Origin of the sequence: Virgifigura deserti (genome assembly GCA_003576685.1) — a bacterium.
GTDB lineage: Bacteria > Pseudomonadota > Alphaproteobacteria > Dongiales > Dongiaceae > Virgifigura > Virgifigura deserti.
Genome location: QOZR01000001.1, coordinates 461,013 through 482,375, shown reverse-complemented (window position 1 = coordinate 482,375; position 21,363 = coordinate 461,013). Strand labels below are relative to the sequence as shown.

Annotated in this window: 20 protein-coding genes; 7 read left to right on the top strand and 13 right to left on the bottom strand. The window is 64.4% G+C overall.

Going from position 1 to position 21,363, the window contains the following annotated elements; all coding sequences use genetic code 11:
* Positions 1–60 precede the first annotated feature (60 nt).
* The 12 genes from DT069_RS02365 to DT069_RS02310 all read right to left on the bottom strand — a co-directional run bounded on the left by DT069_RS02365 (position 61) and on the right by DT069_RS02310 (position 13,945).
* Positions 61–1,260, bottom strand: a complete 1,200-nt coding sequence (locus tag DT069_RS02365) for a 1-deoxy-D-xylulose-5-phosphate reductoisomerase (RefSeq protein WP_425449941.1) — start codon at positions 1,258–1,260, stop codon at positions 61–63.
* Positions 1,254–2,111 carry a phosphatidate cytidylyltransferase gene (locus DT069_RS02360; protein WP_162912929.1) on the bottom strand — a complete coding sequence of 286 codons (858 nt, stop codon included), beginning with the start codon at positions 2,109–2,111 and terminating at the stop codon, positions 1,254–1,256. Before DT069_RS02360 ends, DT069_RS02365 begins: the two co-directional genes overlap by 7 nt.
* Positions 2,059–2,787, bottom strand: coding sequence for an isoprenyl transferase (locus tag DT069_RS02355; RefSeq protein ID WP_119458638.1), 729 nt, complete (start codon positions 2,785–2,787; stop codon positions 2,059–2,061). The genes DT069_RS02360 and DT069_RS02355 overlap by 53 nt, the downstream gene beginning before the upstream one ends.
* A gap of 4 nt (positions 2,788–2,791) precedes the next feature.
* The gene (gene frr, locus DT069_RS02350) at positions 2,792–3,313 is read right to left on the bottom strand and encodes a ribosome recycling factor (protein ID WP_425449974.1); all 522 of its coding nucleotides are present in this window, start codon (positions 3,311–3,313) and stop codon (positions 2,792–2,794) included.
* A 39-nt stretch (positions 3,314–3,352) separates the two neighbouring features.
* Positions 3,353–4,078 carry a UMP kinase gene (pyrH, locus tag DT069_RS02345; protein ID WP_119458636.1) on the bottom strand — a complete coding sequence of 242 codons (726 nt, stop codon included), beginning with the start codon at positions 4,076–4,078 and terminating at the stop codon, positions 3,353–3,355.
* 157 nt (positions 4,079–4,235) lie between these two features.
* Positions 4,236–5,159 (bottom strand): translation elongation factor Ts, encoded by a 924-nt coding sequence (gene tsf, locus DT069_RS02340; protein WP_119458635.1) that lies wholly within the window; start codon positions 5,157–5,159, stop codon positions 4,236–4,238.
* Between the two features lie 90 nt (positions 5,160–5,249).
* Positions 5,250–6,071: a 30S ribosomal protein S2 gene (rpsB, locus tag DT069_RS02335; RefSeq protein ID WP_119458634.1), complete on the bottom strand. Its 822-nt coding sequence runs from the start codon at positions 6,069–6,071 to the stop codon at positions 5,250–5,252.
* A gap of 217 nt (positions 6,072–6,288) precedes the next feature.
* On the bottom strand, positions 6,289–9,795 hold the full coding sequence (dnaE, locus tag DT069_RS02330; RefSeq protein WP_119458633.1) for a DNA polymerase III subunit alpha: 3,507 nt from the start codon (positions 9,793–9,795) through the stop codon (positions 6,289–6,291).
* A gap of 269 nt (positions 9,796–10,064) precedes the next feature.
* Positions 10,065–10,754, bottom strand: a complete 690-nt coding sequence (locus tag DT069_RS02325; protein WP_119458632.1) for an ABC transporter ATP-binding protein — start codon at positions 10,752–10,754, stop codon at positions 10,065–10,067.
* A gap of 22 nt (positions 10,755–10,776) precedes the next feature.
* Positions 10,777–12,021 (bottom strand): lipoprotein-releasing ABC transporter permease subunit, encoded by a 1,245-nt coding sequence (locus tag DT069_RS02320; protein ID WP_119458631.1) that lies wholly within the window; start codon positions 12,019–12,021, stop codon positions 10,777–10,779.
* Between the two features lie 19 nt (positions 12,022–12,040).
* On the bottom strand, positions 12,041–13,354 hold the full coding sequence (proS, locus tag DT069_RS02315; protein WP_119458630.1) for a proline--tRNA ligase: 1,314 nt from the start codon (positions 13,352–13,354) through the stop codon (positions 12,041–12,043).
* A gap of 153 nt (positions 13,355–13,507) precedes the next feature.
* Positions 13,508–13,945 (bottom strand): hypothetical protein, encoded by a 438-nt coding sequence (locus tag DT069_RS02310; protein ID WP_119458629.1) that lies wholly within the window; start codon positions 13,943–13,945, stop codon positions 13,508–13,510.
* Between the two features lie 201 nt (positions 13,946–14,146).
* On the opposite strand from DT069_RS02310, the gene DT069_RS02305 reads away from it, so the two are divergent.
* The 6 genes from DT069_RS02305 to DT069_RS24495 are packed head-to-tail and all read left to right on the top strand — an operon-like array spanning position 14,147 to position 19,443.
* Positions 14,147–14,380 (top strand): formate dehydrogenase, encoded by a 234-nt coding sequence (locus DT069_RS02305; RefSeq protein ID WP_162912928.1) that lies wholly within the window; start codon positions 14,147–14,149, stop codon positions 14,378–14,380.
* A gap of 21 nt (positions 14,381–14,401) precedes the next feature.
* Entirely contained in the window at positions 14,402–17,290 is a 2,889-nt protein-coding gene (locus DT069_RS02300) for a formate dehydrogenase subunit alpha (protein ID WP_119458627.1), read from the top strand.
* A gap of 44 nt (positions 17,291–17,334) precedes the next feature.
* Complete coding sequence (fdh3B, locus tag DT069_RS02295; protein WP_119458626.1) at positions 17,335–17,934, top strand: formate dehydrogenase FDH3 subunit beta; 600 nt, start codon at positions 17,335–17,337, stop codon at positions 17,932–17,934.
* Between the two features lie 26 nt (positions 17,935–17,960).
* Positions 17,961–18,263: a hypothetical protein gene (locus DT069_RS02290; RefSeq protein ID WP_119458625.1), complete on the top strand. Its 303-nt coding sequence runs from the start codon at positions 17,961–17,963 to the stop codon at positions 18,261–18,263.
* The gene (locus DT069_RS02285; protein WP_119458624.1) at positions 18,263–19,288 is read left to right on the top strand and encodes a formate dehydrogenase subunit gamma; all 1,026 of its coding nucleotides are present in this window, start codon (positions 18,263–18,265) and stop codon (positions 19,286–19,288) included. The genes DT069_RS02290 and DT069_RS02285 overlap by 1 nt, the downstream gene beginning before the upstream one ends.
* Complete coding sequence (locus DT069_RS24495) at positions 19,285–19,443, top strand: hypothetical protein (RefSeq protein WP_162912927.1); 159 nt, start codon at positions 19,285–19,287, stop codon at positions 19,441–19,443. The genes DT069_RS02285 and DT069_RS24495 overlap by 4 nt, the downstream gene beginning before the upstream one ends.
* 6 nt (positions 19,444–19,449) lie before the next feature.
* On the opposite strand, the gene DT069_RS02280 is transcribed toward DT069_RS24495, so the two are convergent.
* Positions 19,450–19,881 (bottom strand): hypothetical protein, encoded by a 432-nt coding sequence (locus tag DT069_RS02280; protein WP_119458623.1) that lies wholly within the window; start codon positions 19,879–19,881, stop codon positions 19,450–19,452.
* A 100-nt stretch (positions 19,882–19,981) separates the two neighbouring features.
* Between DT069_RS02280 and DT069_RS02275 the strand changes: the two genes are divergently transcribed.
* The gene (locus DT069_RS02275; protein WP_119458622.1) at positions 19,982–21,271 is read left to right on the top strand and encodes an NCS2 family permease; all 1,290 of its coding nucleotides are present in this window, start codon (positions 19,982–19,984) and stop codon (positions 21,269–21,271) included.
* The last annotated feature ends 92 nt before the right edge of the window (positions 21,272–21,363 follow it).

Sequence of the window (21,363 nt, the reverse complement as noted above, 5' to 3'; positions counted from 1 at the left end):
GGCAGACCTTGCCTAACGAAATGGCCTAACGAAATACTCGGCCGAATAACGTTTCCGGCATCAGCCGGCCGCGGCGGCAAGACGGCGCGCCTCTTCGCGGGCCGCGGAGTCCACCGCCTTGACGTCGGCGAGGCACGTCAAGGTGCCATTCGGCACGCGCGCCAGGGTTTCCTCCACGATCCGCGCGATGTCGAGAAACCCGATGGATCCGTTCAGGAAGCCGCCGACCGCGACTTCGTTGGCCGCGTTCAAGATAGTGGGCGCCGAATCACCGGTTTGCAAGGCTTCCCGGGCTAGACGCAGCGCCGGAAAACGTTCCCGATCAGGGGCTTCGAAGGAAAGCGTGGCGATCTGCGCCAGGTCGAGACGCGCCGACGGCGCCGTCATCCGGTCCGGCCATCCCAGCGCATAAGCGATCGGCGTCCGCATGTCGGGACTGCCGAGTTGAGCGAGCACCGAACCGTCGATATAGGCTACCAGACTGTGAATCACGGACTGCGGATGGACCAGAACGTCGATCCGTTCTTCGGGCAGGCCGAACAGATGATGGGCCTCGATGAGTTCCAGTCCCTTGTTCATCATCGTCGCCGAATCGACCGAGATCTTGGCACCCATGGCCCAATTGGGATGCGCCGTCGCCTGGGCCGGCGTTACGTCGGCCATCGCCTGCCGGTCGAACGTGCGGAACGGACCGCCGGATGCCGTCAGGATTATCCGTTCCACCGCATCGATCCGGTTGAAGTCGAAGACCTGAAAGATCGCGCTGTGCTCGGAGTCGACCGGCAGCAAGGTTGCGCCGCAACGGGCGACCTCACGCATCAACAAGCTGCCGGCGCAGACCAGGCACTCCTTGTTGGCCAGGGCGACGATTGCGCCGCGCTGGATCGCTGCCAATGTCGGCTCCAATCCCGCGGCGCCGACGATTGCGGCCATGACCCAGTCCGCCGGGCGTCGGGCGGCCTCGATGACGGCTTCGGTTCCGGCCGCGACTTCGATCCCGGTTCCGGAAAGAGCGGCGCGCAACGTCCCATACTCCCTCGGGTCCGCAACCACCGCGAGGCGCGGCTTCAGGCGCCGCGCCTGCTCGGCGAGCAGCGTCGCATTGCCGAACGCGGTGAGCGCCTCAACCGCAAAGGCCGTCGGCTGGCGGTCGAGCAGATCAATGGTGTTCGAACCGACAGAGCCGGTGGAGCCCAGGATCGTGACACGCCGCGGCACCGCCACAGGCGCCGGCCGGATCGACGACGTCTTCGTTACCACAGCAGCACACTCCCACCGCCGGCAAGAGACAGGCCCGCGACCGCGACGATGACGGCAAGCAGGCCGTCGACACGATCGAGGACGCCGCCATGGCCGGGAATGATGTCGCTGCTGTCTTTGACACCGAATCGCCGCTTGAAAGCAGATTCAGCCAAATCCCCGACCTGCTCAACCACTGCCAGGGCCGCGCTGACGCCGAGGAGAAGCCAGATCGAGGGCGTGCCCAGCCAAAGCGCGGCGGCGAGACCGACGAGTGCCGCCGCGACGATTCCGCCGCCCAGGCCGGCCCAGGTCTTGTTCGGGCTGATCCGGGGCGCCAGCTTTACGCCCCCGATCCGTCGTCCAGCGATGTAGGCGCCGGTATCGGTGGCCCAGACCAGCGCCAGAACCCAAAGCAACGTCTCCAGCCCACCGTCGAGTTCGGATCGAACCCACAAGATAGAGATACAGGGAGCACCGACATAGACGGCGCCCAGGCCCTGCCAGTTCGCGGCGGTCTCGCCGCCAAGCCGCGACACCACCGTGCCGAACAAACCGCCGGCGATCAATATCAGGAACGCCGCCTGGTATAGCGCGGCGGCCGCGGCGGCGATGGCCGTCAGCACCGCGGCAATGATCACGAAACCGGCCAGCCCCAGGCGCCCCTGATTGCAGATCCGGGTCCATTCCCACGCCATTACGGCGCCGAACAGAGCGACGAAGACATCCCAGGAAGGCGATCCCAGAACAACCAGCGCCAGCGCCAGCGGCACCAGCACGAGCGCGGAGATAATGCGTCTCCGCAGGAGGTGATGGCTGCTATCGAGAGGCACCGTAGCGCCGATCGCGGCATTGGAACTCTCGGATGGCATCTTGAAGATCTTCCTTCGTGAAGTCGGGCCATAACCGGTCCATGAACACGAGTTCCGCATAGGCCGACTGCCACAGCAGGAAATTGCTGATCCGCTTTTCGCCGCTGGTGCGGATGACGAGGTCGGGATCCGGGATCCCCGCGGTCAATAGGTATTTGGCGAAGAGCGGTTCATCGATCTCATCAGGCGTCAACCGGCCCGCCTTGACCTCAGCGGCGATACGACGAGCGGCAAGGGCGATTTCCCCTCGCCCGCCATAACTGAGCGCAACCGTCAGATTCAGCCGGGTGTTGTCGACGGTGCGCTGCTCCGCCGCGCTGATCAACCGGACCAAGTCCTCGCCCAACCGCTCCCGCTCGCCGATCACCCGCAAGCGGACGCCGCTCGCATGCAACTCGGCGATCTCGCGCTGCAGATAGATCCGCAGCAGGCCCATCAGGTCGTCGACCTCCGCGGCGGGCCGCTTCCAGTTCTCCGAGGAAAACCCGTAGAGTGTGAGATAGGAGATCCCGAGCTCCCCGGCGCCGGTGAGCGCACGCCGCACCGCATCGGCACCGCGATGGTGGCCAGCCGTGCGCGGCAGCCCGCGCGCCTTGGCCCATCGCCCGTTGCCGTCCATGATGATCGCGACATGAACCGGCGGCTCGGCGCCAGCCGATGACGGCACGGCTTCCATCGAATTAAACCTGCAGAATTTCCTTTTCCTTTTGCGCCAGGACGTCGTCGATCCGCTTGATGTGATCATCGGTGATCTTCTGGACTTCATCGGCCCATGCGCGATGTTCGTCCTTCGAGATCTCCCCGTCCTTCTCCATCCGCTTCAGAACGTCCATCCCGTCGCGACGCACATTGCGAACCGCGACGCGAGCTTGCTCGGCATATTTATGAGCGATCTTGGTCATCTCGACTCGCCGCTCCTGGCTCAACTCCGGAATCGGAACCCGAACGAGTTGACCCTCGCTCGAAGGGTTCAGGCCGAGTCCCGAGTCCCGGATCGCCTTCTCGACCGCCGAAACCTGGCTGCGGTCCCAGACCTGAACCGTGATCAGGCGTGGCTCGGGCACGCCGATCGTTCCGACCTGGGTTAGCGGCATTTCGCTGCCATAGGCATTGACGGTGATCGGCTCCAGGAGATGCACGGATGCACGCCCCGTTCGCAGGCCGGCGAATTCCCGGCGCAGGGCCTCGAGGGCACCGTCCATGCGACGCTTCAGTTCGTTGATTTGCGGTTCGGCCACGTTTCACTCCCCGTCGGATATGATCGTAAATTTGCCGTTGCCGGACATGACCTCGGCAAACGCGCCATCCTTCTCGATGGAGAATACCAGAATTGGAATGTGATTTTCACGCGCGAGAGAGACCGCCGAGGCATCCATTACCTTGAGGTCCCGCGACAGCACGTCGAGGTAGGTCAGATGATCGTAGCGGACCGCATCCGGCGTGGTCTTCGGGTCCGCGCTGTAGACCCCATCCACCTTGGTGCCCTTGAGCAGAGCGTCGCATCCCATTTCCGACGCGCGCAACGCCGCCGCGGTATCGGTCGTGAAGAACGGGTTCCCCGTGCCGGCCGCGAAGATCACGACGCGGCCTTTCTCCATATGCCGCTGCGCCCGGCGGCGGATATAGGGTTCGCATACCGTCGCCATCGGAATGGCGGACTGGACGCGCGTATTCACCCCGAGCTGCTCCAGCGCGTTCTGCATCGCCAGCGCGTTTATCACGGTCGCCAACATGCCCATATAGTCGGCCGAGGCGCGCTGCATGCCCTGAGCGGCGCCGGCGATGCCGCGGAAGATGTTGCCGCCGCCGATGACGAGGCAAACCTGAATTCCGAGCTCGTGGACGGCCTGGATCTCTCGGCCAACCCGTTCGACCGTATGCGGGTCGAGGCCGAACTCCCGCGCCCCCATCAGGGCCTCGCCCGATATCTTCAGCAGCACGCGCTGGTAACTGCTCGTCGAGGGCATCACCGCTCCCCTGTCTTAAAGCGATCCGCTTTCAAGCTCCATCTTCCCCCAGGCGCGCGCCCCAAGCGTCCCCCGGGCAGCGGAGCGGAATTGACGCTCAGCCCCAAGCCGCACCGAAAATCACGGCCGCAGGCGCCGTTCGATGACGAGGCCGGGGTCATCCTCCGAGTTGAGCGGCAACCTCGGCGGCGAAATCCGTCTGCTCCCGCTCGATGCCTTCTCCGAGCGCCATGCGGACGAAGCCGGTTACCTTGACGGGCGCGCCAATGTCCTTGGCCGCTGCATCAACCGCCGCCTTCACCCTGCTCTCGCCGTCGATGACGTAGATCTGCTCGAGCAGAACCACTTCCTCATAATACTTGCGCAGCCGCCCCTCGACCATCTTATCGATGATCTCGGCCGGCTTGCCCGAGGCACGCGCCTGCTCCGCCAGCACGGCGCGCTCGCGCTCCAGCATCGCCGGATCGACCTCGTCGATCGTCAATGCCTGCGGGTTGGCAGCCGCGACGTGCATCGCGAGCTGCTTGCCCAGCGCCGCGAGCTTTTCCGGATCGCCGGTCGATTCTAGGGCGACCAGAACGCCGATCTTGCCGAGGCCCGGCACCAGCGCGTTATGAACATAGCTTGCGACAACACCGGGATCGACGGTCAGCCGCGCCGTGCGCCGCAGCGACATGTTTTCGCCGATGGTGCCGACAAGCTGCGTCAGCCGATCGGCAACGGTCGCCTCCGTCGCGGGGTAACGCTGCGTCTTCAGTTGCTCGATATCGTCGACGTTCAGGGCCATCTCGGCGACGGTTTCGACGAAGCGCTGGAACTCCTCGTTGCGGCTGACGAAGTCAGTTTCCGAATTGACTTCGACCACGGCGCCGCGGGCACCCTGGGTCGCGACACCGACCAGACCCTCGGCGGCGACGCGCCCCGCCTTCTTGGCGGCGGCGGCAAGCCCCTTCTTGCGGAGCCAGTCGACGGCAGCATCCAGGTCGCCGGACGTCTCGATCAGCGCCTTCTTGCAGTCCATCATGCCGGCGCCCGACGTCTCCCGCAGCTCCTTTACCAGCGCGGCTGTGATTTCGGCCATAACTTATCCTCTTTCATACGAATTCCGGTCGGCGGAGCCGATAGGACGGGTGGACGGGCATGAAATGAGCCCCGCCCACCCGGATAATCTTTACGCCGTGGCGGAGGTCTCCTCGCGCTCGGCGTTCGCCGCCGAGGATTCCGCCGCTGGGCCCTCGGTTTCGGGCGCCAGCGTCTCGGCCGGAGCCTCTTCGGCCTCACCGATATCCGTCCCTGACGCGATCATTTCGCGTTGCAGGCCATCGAGAACGGCGCCGGAAACCAAGTCGCAGTAAAGCGAGATGGCGCGGATTGCGTCATCATTGCCCGGAATCGGGTAGGTGATGCCGCTCGGGTCCGAGTTGCTGTCGAGGACGGCCACGATGGGAATTCCAAGCTTTCTCGCCTCGGCAACGGCGATATCTTCCTTGTTCGTGTCGATGATGAACAGGATATCGGGCTGGCCGCCCATCTCCTTAATGCCACCGAGCGCCCGCTCGAGCTTGTCCCGCTCGCGCGTCATCTGCAGCAACTCTTTCTTGGTCAACCCGGCCTCGGCCTCGGCCAACCGATCGTCATACTGGCGCAACCGCTTGATCGAATTGGAAATCGTCTTCCAATTCGAGAGCATGCCGCCAAGCCACCGATGGTTGACGTAATATTGGCCGCAGCGCTTCGCCGCGTCGGCGACCTTATCGCTCGCCTGACGCTTCGTCCCGACGAACAGAACCCGGCCGCCACTGGCGGCGACGTCCCGCACCGCCTCAAGCGCGCGATGCAGCATCGGCACGGTCTGCTCGAGATCGATGATGTGAATGCCGTTGCGGACGCCGTAAATGTACGGCGCCATCTTCGGGTTCCAGCGCCGGGTATGGTGCCCGAAATGGACGCCGGATTCCAAGAGCTGGCGCATCGAATAGGTTGGTAGAGGCATGAAACGTTCCTTTTCCGGTTAGACCTCCGCGGGCGTTCGGTCCCGGCCATGGCAACCCTATGGCAGCCACAGCAAAGAACACCGGAGCGACCATCGGAGGGAAGCCCCCGACCGGCCGCGAACCCGCGTGTGAAGTAAGCCGCGGTTAGATAGCCGCCCCACCCGGTTTTCGCAAGCCCTTTCCCGGCGTTGTCGGGCGGACGTCGTAGAGATCTCGCTAGAGATCCTGCACGTCGACGACCCCGGGGATCGCCTTGATGGCGGCTCGAGTCGCGGCCGAGAGCGACCAAGCGCCGGGCAGCGCCATTTCGACCTCGCGGGCGCGCTCGATCTCGAGCACCAGCCTGATTCGGCCGCGGCCGCGGCCCTCGTGCTGCATTACCTGGCACAGGCTGTCGAGAGGCATCGATTCGTTAAGAAAGATCCTTAACCCGGTCGTCGCCTGGGTCACCGCCTCATCGAGCGCGCGGACCGACTGCCCGGTGAGCCGCATATTGCCGTCCTCGCTGCGCACTTCGACCCCGATCAGCACCGCCTGACCGGGTTCGAGGAGGTGGCGCTCGGTGGCGAGGAGGTCCGAGAAGACCATCACCTCGAACATCCCGCTGGCGTCGGAGAGCTGAACGAAGGCGAACCGGTTGCCCCGTGACGAGGTCCGTTCCTGCCGGTTGATGACGATGCCGGCAAGCTTCGCCCGGTTGGTCGTCCGGCCGCTCATCCAGACCGGGAGGTCGACATAGGGAACGACCTCCAGCCGCTCCAGCGTCTTGCCATAGGCGTCCAGCGGATGGGCGGAGAGATAGAAGCCGATGGCCTCGAACTCGTGACGCAGACGCTCCATCGACGGCCAGTCGGCGACCGCCGGCAGGGTAAAACGACCGCCCTCGCCTCCGCCGTCGCCGAACAGGCTGACCTGAAGGCTCTCCCGTTCGCTCGCGGCCGCATTCGCGTGCCGCAGGATCGTCTCCGCCGCCTCGAACGTCTGACGCCGGTTCGGGTTCAGCCCGTCGAAGGCCCCCGCGCAGACCAGAGTTTCCAATTGGCGCCGGTTGAGCAGCCGGGGGTCGAGTCGCGCCGTGAAATCGAACAGGCTCTTGAAGGCGCCTTCCGCCTCACGTGTCCGCACCAGCGCCTCGACGGCACCGGCGCCGACGCTCTTGATCGCCGCCAGCGCATAACGGATCGCCCGCACGCCGCCTTCGACGATTTCCACACCGAAGCTGGCGCGGGAGCGGTTGATGTCCGGCGGGAGGAGCCGGATCTTCAGCCGGCCTAGCTCCTGCCGGAAGACGTTCAGCTTGTCCGTATTGCCATAGTCGAGGGTCATGGACGCGGCGAAGAACTCGACCGGATAATTCGCCTTCAGCCAGGCGGTCTGATAGGCGACCAGCGCATAAGCCGCGGCATGGCTCTTGTTGAAGCCGTAGCCCGCGAACTTGTTGACCTGATCGAAGACCTGCTCGGCCTTTGCCGCGCGGACGCCACGGGCGACGGCGCCGTCGACGAAGATCTTCCGCTGCGCCTCCATCTCGGCCTTGATCTTCTTGCCCATGGCCCGGCGCAGGAGGTCGGCGGTGCCGAGGCTGTAGCCCGACAGCTCCTGGGCGATCTGCATGACCTGCTCCTGATAGATCATGATGCCGAAGGTCTCCTTCAGGATTCCTTCCAGGGTCGGGTGCAGATAGTCGGGCTCCTCCTCCCCATGCTTGCGCGCGATGTAGCTCGGGATGTTGTCCATCGGGCCCGGCCGGTAGAGGGCGACGACGGCGATGATGTCCTCGAACCGGTCGGGCTTCATCTTGCGCAGCACGTCGCGCATGCCCGAGCTTTCAAGCTGGAACACGCCGGTCGACTCGCCGCGGCCGATCATCTCGTATGACTTTGCGTCGTCGAGCGGAAGGTTCGAAAGGTCGATGCTCTCTCCCCGCTCAGCGATCAGGTCGCGGGCGCGGGCCAGGACGGTTAGCGTCTTCAGCCCGAGGAAATCGAACTTCACGAGCCCGGCCTGCTCGACGAACTTCATGTTGAACTGGGTGACCGGCATGTCCGAGCGCGGATCGCGGTAGAGCGGCACCAGCTCGTCGAGCGGCCGGTCGCCGATCACGATGCCGGCCGCGTGGGTCGAGGCGTGGCGGTAGAGCCCCTCCAGCTTCAGCGCGATATCGATCAGCCGCCCGACGCTCTCGTCCTGGTCGCGCAACTCCCGCAGCATCGGCTCGCCGTCGATCGCCTGCTGCAGCGTGACCGGATTGGCCGGGTTGTTCGGCACCATCTTGCACAGCCGGTCGACCTGCCCGTAAGACATCTGCAGCACGCGGCCAACATCGCGCAGTACGGCACGGGCCTGCAGCTTTCCGAAGGTAATGATCTGGGCGACACGGTCGCGCCCATACTTCTCCTGCACATAGCGGATCACCTCGTCCCGGCGGTCCTGGCAGAAGTCGACGTCGAAGTCGGGCATCGAGACCCGCTCGGGATTGAGGAAGCGCTCGAACAGAAGCCCGAAGCGAAGCGGGTCGAGGTCGGTGATGGTCAGCGCCCAGGCGACCACCGATCCGGCGCCGGAGCCGCGCCCCGGCCCGACGGGGATGCCCTGCCGCTTCGCCCATTGGATGAAGTCGGCGACGATCAGGAAGTAGCCGGGGAAGCCCATCTGGTTGATGACGCCCAACTCGAAGGACAGCCGCTCGCGATAGGGCTTCGCCACCTCTTCTCGCGCCGCATCATCCATCTCCGGCCGGTAGACCTGCGCTTCCAGGCGCCGCTCGAGGCCGCGCTCCGCCTCCAGGCGCAGTTCCTCCGCTTCGTTCTGTCCCTCGGCGACGGGAAAGGCCGGCAGGATCGGTCGGCACGGCTCCGGCATGAATGCGCAGCGCTGCGCGATCACCAGCGTGTTGTCGACGGCTTCCGGCAGATCGGCGAACAGCTCCCGCATCGCGGCCGCCGGCTTGAACCAGTGCTCGGGCGTGACCCGGCGGCGCTCGCCCTGCCCGACATAGGCGCCGGCGGCGATGCAGAGCAGCGCGTCGTGTGCCTCGTACATGTCGGCGTCGCCGAAGAAAGCCTCGTTCGTCGCCACGAGCGGGAGATCATGCGCGTAAGCGAGATCGATCAGCCGCGACTCGATGCGATCCTCGGCCTCCTGGCCATGGCGCATCAGCTCGACATACAGGCGATCCGGGAACAGCCGAGCGAGACGCGCGAGGGTCGTTTCCGCGGCGTCGTCCTGACCTTCGAGCAGAAGCCGGCCGACGCGGCCCGCCGGGCCGCCGGTCAGCGCGATCAACCCATCGGTCATTCCCTCAAGAGCCGTCATCGGCAGCTGCGGATCGTCGCCAGGGGCACCGTCCAGAAATGATTTGCTGACCAGCCGCAACAGGTTGCGGTAGCCGACCTCGTCCTGGACAAGCAGCACAAGCTGGTCGGGCGAACGCCGCGGGCCCGGTGCAGGAATGGCGCCGCCCTCTCCCTCCTCCGGATCGCCCGAGAAGTGGGCGCCCTCGCGCGCAATCGCGATCTGGCAGCCGATGATCGGCTGCACACCGGCATCGCGCGCGGCGAGCGAGAACTCCAGGGCACCGAACAGATTGCCGGTATCGGTTACCGCCACGGCCGGCATGCCGTCGCGCCGGCACAGCTCGATCAGCGACTTGATCTTGATCGCGCCTTCCGACAGCGAATAGGCGGAGTGGACGCGCAGATGGACGAACCCCGAGTGACCCACGAAAACCCCCTACCGCTTGCAGGTCGTTTCAACGATCCCACAAGCCGGCCACCAAGTCAGCCGAAACGCTTCGGCAACATTCAAAAATCAAAAGAATTGAGGAGACCCACCTCGAAGCCGGAGCGGCTTTCGATCAGGCCTGCAGATCCTTTCTCATTGTCATGCTCGGACTTGATCCGGGCATCCATCATGCTGCGGCCCCATGGATTGCCGGGTCAAGCCGGGCAATGACAAGAAAAAGGTCATTTCGAACTCATCCGCAAATCGACCTAAAGCTGTACGATCACGCCGTCACGCAGTGTGATCGTGCGGTCCATGCGCTGCGCGAGATTAAGATTGTGCGTGGCGATCAGCGCGCCGACCTGCATCTCGTGGACGAGCTTGCCGAGCAGGGCGAACACGTCGTCCGCGGTATGCTGATCGAGGTTTCCGGTCGGCTCGTCTGCGAGAAGCAGCGCCGGGGCGTTGGCGAGTGCCCGGGCGATGGCGACCCGCTGCTGCTCGCCGCCCGAAAGCTGCGCCGGCCGATGGCGCAACCGCTGGCTGAGACCGACCAGACCCAAGAGCTCCCGCGCCCGTTCGGCTGCCGCCCTTCGGCTGCGGCCGGCGATCATCTGCGGCAGCACGACGTTCTCCAGGGCGGAGAATTCCGGCAGCAGATGGTGGTACTGGTAGACGAAGCCGATCGCAGTGCGCCGCAGTTCCGTGCGGCGCGCATCGGAAAGCCTGCTGCTTGGATTGTCCAGGATCCAGATCTCGCCACCGTCCGGCCGCTCGAGAAGGCCGGCGATGTGCAGGAGCGTCGACTTTCCCGAGCCGGACGGCCCGACCAGCGCCACCATTTCGCCGCGCGGCAGCGTCAGCGAGGCGTCCTTGATCACTTCGAGCCGCGCCGCCCCTTGGGCGAAGCTGCGGCTGACATGCTCCAGCCGAAGCGCTCCTTTCCTTTCCGCGGCCATGGACCCGTCTTGCTGTCTCCGCTCATTCATAGCGCAGCGCCTCGACCGGATCGAGGCGGGCGGCGCGCCAGGACGGGTAGATCGTCGCCAGAAGCGACAGGGTGAGAGCCATCACGACCACGGTGACGACCTCCCATGGATCGACGATCGCCGGCAGCTTCGACAGGAAATAGATCTCGGCCGAGAACAGCTCGGTCCTGGTCAGGCCTTCCAGCCATTGCCGGATCGCCTCGATATTGTTCGCGAAGGTCAGGCCGAGCGCGAAGCCGAGGACCGTTCCGAGGACTCCGATGCTGGCCCCGCTGAGAAGAAAGATCCGCATGATCATGCCGCGCGTGGCCCCCATGGTCCGCAGTATGGCGATGTCGTGGCCCTTGTCCTTCACCAGCATGATCTGGCCCGAGATGATGTTGAAGGCCGCGACCAGGATGATCAGCGTCAGGATCAGGAACATCACGTTCCGCTCGACCTGAATGGCGTTGAAGAAGGTGGAGTTCGCCCGCTGCCAGTCGACTAGCCGATATCCCGTTCCGATCCTGCTCAGCACCTTGTAGCCAATCTCCCGCACCACGTCGGGATTCGCGACCATGATCTCCAGACTGCTGACCGCGTCGGGAAGGCGGAAGAAGAGCTGCGCTGCCTCGAGCGGCATATAGATGAAGGTGCTGTCATACTCGAACATGCCGGCTTCGAAGAGGCCGACGATCTCATAGGACTTCATGCGCGGCACGGTGCCCATGATGGTCGTCGTCCCCTGCGGCGAGATCAGGGTCACATCGTCGCCGACCCTCAGGCCGAGTTGCTGCGCCAGCCGGCTCCCCATGATGACGGCATGCTCGCCGGCGAACCGGTCGAGATCGCCGGCGACGATGTTGTCGGCGATGATCCGCCGCCCCTTCAGGTCTTCGGGGCGGACGCCGCGGACAACCGCCCCTCCCGCCTGATTCGCCGACGTCGCCATCACCTGCCCTTCCGCGATTGGGGTCACGCTGACGATGCCCGGCAGGTCGCGAATTTGCCCGGCGAGAGCATCGAATTCGGGCAACGGCCCCTGCTGCGCATAGACGGTCAGATGCCCGTTCAATCCCAGGATCCGCGACAACAGTTCGTGCCGGAAGCCGTTCATCACCGACATGACAATGATCAGCGTGGCCACGCCGAGCGCGATCCCGAGCAGCGAGAAGCCGGCGATGACCGAGATGAATCCTTCCTGCCGGCGCGAGCGGAGATAGCGCATCGCCACGGTGCGTTCGAAGGCTGAGAACATCGAAGGAATGCCGGCCGCGCTATGGGATCAGGCGGGACAGCGCCCCGTCGACCGACAGCTCCGCCCGCTCGCCGTTCGCCCGTCGCTTCAGCTCAACCGTCCCGGAGGCGAGGCCGCGTGGCCCGACGACGAGTTGCCAGGGCAGGCCGATCAGATCCATGTCAGCGAATTTCGCCCCCGGCCGCTCGTCCCGATCATCGTAGAGAACCTCGATCCCGGCCTGCCGCAGCTTGGCATAGATCTCGTCGCAGGCCTTCGCGCAGGCCGCATCGGCCGCTTTGAGATTGACGAGTCCCACTTTGAACGGCGCCACCGGTTCCGGCCAGATTATTCCGGCCTCGTCGTGGCTCGCCTCGATGATCGCGCCGACCAGTCGCGAGACGCCGATCCCGTAGGACCCCATATGCACGGCAGTCTGCTCGCCTGTGGGCCCGGCGACGACGGCGCCGAGCGGCTCCGAGTATTTCGTGCCGAAATAGAAGATATGACCGACCTCGATGCCCCGCGCCTCGACGAGCTGGTCTTTCGGGACCGGACAGGCGGCAGGGTCATGCTTGTCGTCCGTCGCCGCATAGAGCGAGGTCCATTTGCCGACGATCGGCTCCAGATCCGTCTCGTAATCGGTATCGGCGCCCGGCACGTCGAAGTTCAGGAAGTCGCGGTGGCAGAACACGGCGCTCTCCCCGGTATCGGCGAGGATGATGAACTCGTGGCTCAGATCGCCGCCGATCGGGCCCGTTTCCGCCGCCATCGGAATCGCCTTCAGCCCCATCCGGGCAAAGGTCCGCAGATAGGCGACGAACATCTTGTTGTAGGAGCGCCGCGCACCCTCATAGTCGAGGTCGAAGGAGTAGTTGTCCTTCATCAGGAACTCGCGGCCGCGCATCACGCCGAACCGCGGCCGCACCTCGTCGCGGAACTTCCACTGAATATGGTAGAGCATCCGCGGCAGGTCCCGGTAGCTCTTCACCGCGCTGGCGAAGATGTCGGTGATCAGTTCCTCGTTGGTCGGCCCGTAGAGCATCTCGCGCTCGTGGCGATCGGTGATGCGCAGCATCTCCTTGCCGTAATCGTCATAGCGCCCGGAGGCCTTCCAGAGATCGGCCGATTGGATCGTCGGCATCAGCACTTCCTGGGCGCCGGCCCGGTCCTGCTCCTCGCGGACGATCTGTTCAATCCGCTTCAGCACGCGGAAGCCGAGCGGCAGCCAGGAATAGATCCCGGCGCTGGCCTGCCGGATCATGCCGGCGCGCAGCATCAGCCGATGCGACACGATCTGCGCCTCCGCCGGGGTTTCCCGCAGCGTCGGCATGAAATAGGCGGATAGGCGCATGTCTTTCCTCGTCTGGCGTTTACCGGCCCGCCGGTCGCAATACGGGCCTTGCGGTCGCGTGCGGTCGCGACGCGCCAGACTGTAGGCAAAAGGCCGCCTCGCTGTCTATGCCCAGTCTAGGCCCACGGGCGGCTACAAGCGGGTTCCTGTCGATTACCGCTCGTCAGGGGCCGGGACGGCATCAGCCTCGTTCCTCCCCCAGCCTTCTTCATCGAGACCCTGGATATTGGCACCGGCGGGGCTCGTATCCTTGTCCTGATCGGCTCCCTCCGCCGAGGCTTCCTCCGGCGGGTCGGCTGTTTGTGTCGAGCCGGATGTCGTTGTCCCGGTCTCCGGATTCACCCGAAGCCGGGCGATCGTTTCCGCCTTGCGGACGGCCTCCAGACACTTCTGGGGCTCGTTGTCCTCGAGAAACTGCTCGGCGACGTAGAGCCGGACCTGGATGCGGTTCCAATTGTCGCGTTGCTGGGACTTTTGCAGTTTCTGGTCGACAGCGGTGATCGCGCCGGCACAGTCCTGGGCCGACGCGATCGACGGCAGCAGAAGAACGGTCACGCCAAACGCGACGGCCAGCAAACTCGTGCGTTTCATGGGAAGCCCTCCTCATTTCCTCCATCTCCTATAGCGGGAACAGTCCGCCGTCGCCGCCGGTTCAAAAAAGTTCGAAAATTGCCCCTTCCGGCGAAACCCTCGCGGACCCGAAGTGTTTGATTGATAAGGCGTCGGCTTCGACCGCCGCCCTAAAAGGGGTGTTCGAGGCCAACTTACCAGTGATTGGGGAGGATGGCGGTCGTGGTCGACCGACAGACAGGACGATTGAATGGCGGAGCAGACGGTGAAGCGCGGGGCATCGGCCGCCGCGCACTGCTGGCCGGCATCGGCGCGGGCGGCGTCACGGCAGCGGCGATGGCCGCAGCGGGGTCCGCACCGATGCCGACGGATGACCAGCCGGCACCGTCGAAGACGGAGCCGGTCTACCGGGAAACGCCGCATATCCGCGAATTCTATAGCCGGTCCCGCTTCTAAGTCGGCAACGGAGGGATCGCGATGCTGAAGAAATGCGCGTCCGGGTTCATCCGGCGGCAAGGTCTGAGCGCTCAATTCGCCGCCGCTGGCGAGAGCGTCGGCCGCCGCGGCTTTCTTAGGAATTCCGGTCTTGCCTTTGGCGGCGCGGGGGCGCTCGCCGCGCTACCGCTTCAGCTGGTGAAGAAGGCCGAGGCGGCGAACCCCGCAGTTGCGGAAGGCGAGATCGTCCGCCGCAAGACCATTTGCCCCTTCTGTGCCGTCGGTTGCAGTATCTGGGCGGAGGTGCAGAACGGCGCCTGGATCGGGCAGGAGCCGGTCTTCGAAAGCCCCGTCAACATGGGAACCCACTGCGCCAAGGGCGCGGCAACCCGCGAACTCGCGATCGGTCACCGCCGGCTCAAATATCCGACGAAACTGCAAGGCGGGCAGTGGCAGCGCATCTCCTGGGAGCAGGCGATCGACGAGATCGGCGACAGGCTGCTGAAGATTCGCGAGAAAGCCGGGCCGGATTCCGTCTACTGGCTGGGATCCGCCAAGGGCAGCAATGAGATGGGCTACCTGCAGCGCAAACTCGCGGCGTTCTGGGGGACGAACAATACCGACGATCAGGCGCGTATCTGCCATTCCACCACCGTCGCCGGCGTCGCCAACACCTTCGGCTACGGCGCCATGACCAACGGTCTGAATGATCTGCAGAGAAGCAAGTTCCTGATGATCATCGGCGGCAACCCGGCCGAGGCGCATCCGGTCGCGATGCTGCACCTCCTGCATGCGAAGGAGGCGAACGGCGCCAAGCTGGTCGTCGTCGACCCGCGCTTCACGCGCACCGCGGCGCATGCCGACGAGTATGTGCGAATCCGCTCCGGCACTGACGTCGCCTTCACCTGGGGGCTGCTCTGGCACGTCTTTGAGAATGGTTGGGAGGATAAGGAGTTCATCCGCCAGCGCGTCTGGGGCATGGACGAAATCCGCAAGGAGGTCGCCAATTGGCCGCCCGACGAGGTCGAGCGCGTCACCGGCGTGCCGCCGGACCAGATGCGGCGCGTCATCCAGACGATGGTGGAGAACGAGCCCGCCAGCGTCATTTGGTGCATGGGAGTCACCCAACACCATATCGGCAGCAGCAACACCCGGGCGCTCTGTACATTGCAGCTCGCGCTCGGCAATGCCGGACAGTCGGGCGGCGGCACCGCCATCTTCCGGGGGCACGACAACATTCAGGGCCTGACCGATCTCGGCGCATTGTCGCACAGCCTGCCGGCCTATTACGGCCTCGAAGAGGGCGCGTGGCAGCATTGGGCCCGGGTCTGGGACATCGAGTACGACTGGCTGCTCAGCCGGTTTGCATCCAAGAAGCTGATGGAGACGAAGGGCATCCCTGTCTCGCGCTGGTACGATGGCGTGCTCGAGGCCGAGGAGAATATTGATCAGCCCCACAACATTCGGGCAATGGTGTTCTGGGGCCACGCTCCGAACTCGCAGACCCGGCAACCGGACCTGAAGAAAGCGCTCGAAACGCTCGACACCCTGGTGATCATCGACCCCGTACCGACGCTGACGGCGGTGCTCGGCAACCGGACCGACAACACCTATCTCCTGCCGGCCGGCACGACGATGGAATATGCCGGGTCGGTGACCAATACCTCTCGCATGGTTCAGTGGCGCGAGAAGGTCATCGAGCCGATGTTCGAGGCCAAGACCGATTACGAGATCCTGTATCTGTTCGCCCGCAAGTTCGGCTTCGCCGACAGGATGTTCAAGAACATCGCGGTGGAGAACGACGAGCCGATTGCGGAGGACATCACCCGCGAGTTCAACCGCGGCTCCTGGACGATCGGTTACACGGGCCAGTCGCCGGAACGCCTCAAGGCGCATATGAGATACCAGCATCTCTTCGACAGCACGACGACCCGGGCCGAGAGCGGACCGGTCAAGGGTGACTTTTACGGCCTGCCCTGGCCCTGCTGGGGCACGCCAGAGATGCGCCATCCTGGCACGCCGGTGCTCTACGACACGTCGAAACCGGTGGCCGACGGCGGGCTATGCTTCCGCGCCCGCTGGGGCGTGGAGCGAGGCGGCGTGAGCCTCCTGGCCGACGGCACCGCTCCGGTCGGATCCGAAATCAAGGACGGCTATCCTGAGTTCACCATGGCGCTGCTGCAGCGTCTCGGCTGGGATGAGGACCTGACGCCGCAGGAGCGGCAGACGATCGAACAGATCGGTGCGGATCTAGGGAGCGTCGGGGCAGTCAATTGGAAGACCGACCTGTCCGGCGGTATCCAACGGGTGGCGATCCTGCATGGTTGTGCGCCATTCGGCAACGGCAAGGCGCGCAGCTACGCCTGGAACTATCCCGATCCGGTGCCGCTGCACCGCGAGCCCCTTTATACGCCGCGGCGCGACCTCCTGCCGAAGTACCGGACCTACGATGATCGCCACGACTTCCGCCTGCCGGTGCTCTACTGGAGCATCCAGAGCCAGGACTTTTCCGACCGGTTTCCTCTGATCCTCACCTCCGGCCGCCTGGTTGAATTCGAGGGCGGCGGCGATGAGACCCGCGCCAATGTATGGCTGGCGGAACTGCAGCAGCAGATGTTCGCCGAGGTGAACCCGCGCGAGGCCGAAGCCAACTATATCGAGAATGGGGACATGATCTGGATATATGGCCCCGACGGTGCCCGCATCCGGGTGCAGGCGTTGGTGACCCGGCGCGTCGGCCCCGGCGTGGTTTTCATGCCCTTCCACTTTGGCGGCTACTGGCAAGGCGAGAACCTAGGCGACCGTTATCCGGAAGGGACCGTTCCCTACGTGCTGGGTGAAGCGACGAACACCGTTCAGACCTATGGCTACGACATCTTCACGCAGATGCAGGAGAGCAAGGTCACCTTATGTCGGATCGAACGTGCGTAAGGCTATGGGCCTAGGACTATGGGAATGCGCTTGAGGGTACGGCTATGGCGAGAATGAAATTCCTGTGCGACGCCGAGCGCTGCATCGAGTGCAACGCCTGTACGACAGCTTGCAAGAACGAGCATGAAGTGCCGTGGGGCATGCAGCGCCGGCGCGTCGTTACGATCAATGATGGCGTCCCGGGCGAGCGCTCGATCTCGGTCGCCTGCATGCACTGCAACGATGCGCCCTGCATCGCAGTCTGCCCGGTCGACTGCATTTACCAGACCGACATCGGCGTGGTGCTGCATTCGAAGGATGTCTGCATCGGCTGCGGCTATTGTTACTACGCCTGCCCATTCGGCGCGCCGCAATATCCGCAAGCCTCCAACTTCGGCTCGCGCGGCAAGATGGACAAATGCACCTTCTGCGCCGGCGGCCCGGAGGAGAACAACTCCGAAGCAGAATATCTGAAATACGGCCGCAACCGCATTGCCGAAGGCAAGCTGCCGCTCTGCGCCGAGGTCTGTTCCACCCGCTCGCTGCTGGCCGGCGACGGCGACATGATCGCCGAGATCTATCGGGAGCGAGTTCTGCGACGCGGCTTCGGCTCGGGCGCCTGGGGTTGGAATACCGCCTATTACGGCTCTCTGGCCGAAGAGTGAGGGTCGAGGAATCAGGGAATGATCCGATGATCGGCGTTCGCATCGGCTCGGCTATCGTCTGTCTCGTCCTGGCGGTTCTGCTGGTCCTAACGTTCCAGCCCGGGTTCGGCCCGTCCCGCTATATCGAGCCGACCGGCGGCGTGACCGATAGCGGACCGCAGGACGACCTGCCGTCGCTTGAAGCGAGTCTGGACGTCCTGCAGGCACGCACCTTCCTGCAGCGCTGGCGCGAGATGTCCGGGCCCGCGCCCGGCGGCGCCCACAAAACCGCGATCACCGCCCGTCAGGGCGATGCCACGCCCGATCCGGTCGCGGAGGAGGAACAGTAATGGTCGCGATTTCCAATGTCGCCCGCATGCTGTCGCCGCTGTTCGTCGTCGGCATGCTCCTACTCCCCCCACAGCCGGCCGCGGCGCAGGAGGAGGCCAATCCGAACGACCGCACAGGGGTGGTGAACGACGCGTTCCGAGGACCGATCGCGACCGATAATTCGGACCTCATCCGCGACCGATGGCATGTGGAAGGCGTCGTCAATCTGCCGGACGAGAAGGCGGGCGTGCTCGTTCAATCCGAGGGGCGCGTCTGGCGCCGCTGGCACAATGAGGAAATCGTGAATTGGGGCGCGTGGACTATCCTCGGCTTCACATTGCTGCTGTTCCTGTTCGTGGTCTATCGCGGGCGGATTCCGCTCCGGAGCGGCTTCAGCGGTCGCACGATCCTGCGCTTCAACGGTTTCGAGCGAACGAACCACTGGATGACGGCCGGCAGCTTCATCCTCGTGGCGTTGACCGGTCTCATAATCCTTTACGGTCAGCTCGTTCTGAAGCCGCTGATCGGAGCCGAGGCCTACAGCACCGTCGCCTTGTGGAGCGCCTATATCCACATGGCCTTTGTCGTGCCCTTCGTGATCGGCGCGGTGGTCATGGCCGTGATGTGGACGCGGCGCAACATTCCCCGGGCTGTCGACTGGCAGTGGCTGAAGAGGGGCGGCGGCTTTCTGCCGCACGGCCCGCACCGTGCGTCGGCCTACAAGTTCAACGCTGGCCAGAAGCTGATCTTCTGGTCCGTGATCCTCGGCGGGCTCGTCCTGTTGGCGAGCGGATTGTCGTTGATGTTCCCGTTCTTCTGGCTCGGCGTGAACGGCATGCAGTGGGCTCAGGTGATCCACGCCGCCGCCGGGCTTCTGATGACTGCGATCATCATCGGCCATATCTGGATCGGCACTATCGGGATGGTGGGCGCGATCGACGCCATGTGGGGCGGTCAGGTCGACCGAAACTGGGCGGAAGAGCATCACGATTTATGGGTCGACGAGCTCGAGGGACGTGCCTCGCCGAAGGAGGCTGGGCGATGAAGGCATTTCTGCTCGGCACCTGTATCGCGCTGGTTCTCGGCGTCGGTACGGCCATCCTCTACGACTTCGTCGGGATTGGAACGGCGGAGTTCTACGCGACCGAGGGGGTGCGGCTGCCGGAAACGATCGAGGATATGGCACTGTCCGGCGAATAGCCTACCCTATTGTGGATCGGGCGCCGACCGCCGGCAACCCTCGGCCAGGGCCCGGATCTCCGGATCGTAGAGCGGCTCACCATTGAAGGTGATCTGGTCCCCCCGGACGACCACCTCCCCTACCGCGACTTCGCCCTCGAACAGCGCTGAATTCGCGGGGATTCCGAAGCGGTCCTGCAGGTCCACCGTAATTGCGATCCGGGTCCGTTCTGGAAGCTGCAGACGCTGGGCATCGAGATCGGCCGGCGCGACCGGACGACCCTCCACGTCGACGCCCGGCTGATAGGCGGTATCGGGCGCGGGCTCGTGCTTGACAAGCCATGCGCAGTCAGCCTTTTTGATCCACACGACTCGCTGCTCGGCTGCGGCGGACCCTTCGGCAATGGTTAACAGAAGGACCGATAGCAACGAGGAAATGAGGGCGGATCGGGCCATCATGCGAGTCTCGCCGTCAGGGGGTTAATAAATCATCATTATTCGGCTGGCGCGTATGGGATTTCGCCGACCATTCGGGGCCGCTGCCGTCAGCGAGGGGGAAATGCTTTCCACATATTTCCGCTTGTCCGAGAACAATACCACGGTACGGACCGAGGTCGTCGCCGGAGTCACAACATTCCTGACGATGGCCTACATCATCTTCGTCAATCCGATGATCCTCTCGGAAGCGGGCATGGACCGCGGCGCGGTTTTCGTCGCCACCTGCCTCGCCGCCGCCATCGGGACGGCAATCATGGGGCTGTATGCCAATTATCCCGTGGCGCTGGCGCCCGGGATGGGCCTTAACGCCTACTTCACCTATGGCGTGGTTCAGGGGCTCGGTCATAGCTGGCAGGTCGCCCTCGGCGCCGTCTTCATATCCGGCGTGCTGTTCTTGATCCTCAGCATCCTGCCGGTCCGGGAGTACATCATCAACAGCATTCCACGAACGCTGAAAATGGCGATTTCCGCCGGTATCGGGCTGTTTCTTGGGATTATCGCGCTACGAAATGCAGGGATCGTCGTGGACCATCCCGCCACTCTGGTAACGCTCGGCGATGTGACGGCGCCTGCTGCGATGCTTGCCATTGCCGGGTTCGCCGTCATGGTTGCGCTCGACTACCACCGTGTGCCGGGGGCGCTCATCATTGCGATCCTTCTTGTAACCGGTGCCGGCATTCTTCTTGGCGTCTCGGAGCCTGGGGGAATTTTCTCTCTACCTCCGAGCCTCGCCCCGACATTCTTGCAGATGGATATCGCAGGAGCCTTCGAGGTCGGGCTTGTCACAATCGTCTTCGCCTTTCTCTTCGTCGATCTGTTCGATACGGCTGGGACGCTGGTCGGTGTGGCGCATCGAGCCGGCATGCTGGATGAGGCCGGGCGCCTCCCGCGCGTCGGCCGGGCCCTCTTCGCTGACAGTACCGCGACGCTCGCCGGTGCGGCCCTCGGTACGTCAACCACGACCAGCTACATCGAGAGTGCAGCCGGCATCAAGGCCGGCGGCCGCACCGGATTGACGGCGGTCGTCGTCGCGCTGCTATTTCTCTGCGCGCTGTTCCTCTCTCCCTTGGCAGGTACGGTTCCCGCCTATGCGACGGCCCCGGCCCTTCTGTTCGTCGCCTGCCTGATGACCCGCGGGTTGACCGAGGTGGACTGGGAGGATGTTACGGAGTACACGCCAGCGGTCGTGACCGCACTGACAATGCCCCTCACCTTTTCGATCGCCAACGGAATCGCGTTCGGCTTCATCACCTATGCGGCGATCAAGCTGCTGAGCGGTCGAGTCCGGGACGTGAGTCCGGCCGTGCTGATCCTCGCAATCGCTTTCATCATCAAGTTTGCGGTGCTATGAGCGAGGGGAATAAAGACTCCAGTGACTTTGTCTCGAAAATGACATAGACTGCGCCTCGCATAAAAATGGCGCTTTAGCGACAGCCGCTACGG

Excerpts from the sequence above, each read along its gene's own strand:
- DT069_RS02355 (WP_119458638.1), bottom strand. The coding sequence starts at position 2,787 with ATGGAAGCCGTGCCGTCATCGGCTGGCGCCGAGCCGCCGGTTCATGTC.
- DT069_RS02310 (WP_119458629.1), bottom strand. The coding sequence starts at position 13,945 with ATGAAACGCACGAGTTTGCTGGCCGTCGCGTTTGGCGTGACCGTTCTT.
- proS (WP_119458630.1), bottom strand. The coding sequence starts at position 13,354 with ATGCGCCTATCCGCCTATTTCATGCCGACGCTGCGGGAAACCCCGGCG.
- fdh3B (WP_119458626.1), top strand. The coding sequence starts at position 17,335 with ATGGCGAGAATGAAATTCCTGTGCGACGCCGAGCGCTGCATCGAGTGC.
- frr (WP_425449974.1), bottom strand. The coding sequence starts at position 3,313 with ATGGACGGTGCCCTCGAGGCCCTGCGCCGGGAATTCGCCGGCCTGCGA.
- DT069_RS02275 (WP_119458622.1), top strand. The coding sequence starts at position 19,982 with ATGCTTTCCACATATTTCCGCTTGTCCGAGAACAATACCACGGTACGG.
- DT069_RS02290 (WP_119458625.1), top strand. The coding sequence starts at position 17,961 with ATGATCGGCGTTCGCATCGGCTCGGCTATCGTCTGTCTCGTCCTGGCG.
- DT069_RS02325 (WP_119458632.1), bottom strand. The coding sequence starts at position 10,754 with ATGGCCGCGGAAAGGAAAGGAGCGCTTCGGCTGGAGCATGTCAGCCGC.
- DT069_RS02320 (WP_119458631.1), bottom strand. The coding sequence starts at position 12,021 with ATGTTCTCAGCCTTCGAACGCACCGTGGCGATGCGCTATCTCCGCTCG.
- rpsB (WP_119458634.1), bottom strand. The coding sequence starts at position 6,071 with ATGCCTCTACCAACCTATTCGATGCGCCAGCTCTTGGAATCCGGCGTC.
- DT069_RS02300 (WP_119458627.1), top strand. The coding sequence starts at position 14,402 with ATGCTGAAGAAATGCGCGTCCGGGTTCATCCGGCGGCAAGGTCTGAGC.
- DT069_RS02285 (WP_119458624.1), top strand. The coding sequence starts at position 18,263 with ATGGTCGCGATTTCCAATGTCGCCCGCATGCTGTCGCCGCTGTTCGTC.
- DT069_RS02280 (WP_119458623.1), bottom strand. The coding sequence starts at position 19,881 with ATGATGGCCCGATCCGCCCTCATTTCCTCGTTGCTATCGGTCCTTCTG.
- DT069_RS24495 (WP_162912927.1), top strand. The coding sequence starts at position 19,285 with ATGAAGGCATTTCTGCTCGGCACCTGTATCGCGCTGGTTCTCGGCGTC.
- tsf (WP_119458635.1), bottom strand. The coding sequence starts at position 5,159 with ATGGCCGAAATCACAGCCGCGCTGGTAAAGGAGCTGCGGGAGACGTCG.
- DT069_RS02360 (WP_162912929.1), bottom strand. The coding sequence starts at position 2,111 with ATGCCATCCGAGAGTTCCAATGCCGCGATCGGCGCTACGGTGCCTCTC.
- pyrH (WP_119458636.1), bottom strand. The coding sequence starts at position 4,078 with ATGCCCTCGACGAGCAGTTACCAGCGCGTGCTGCTGAAGATATCGGGC.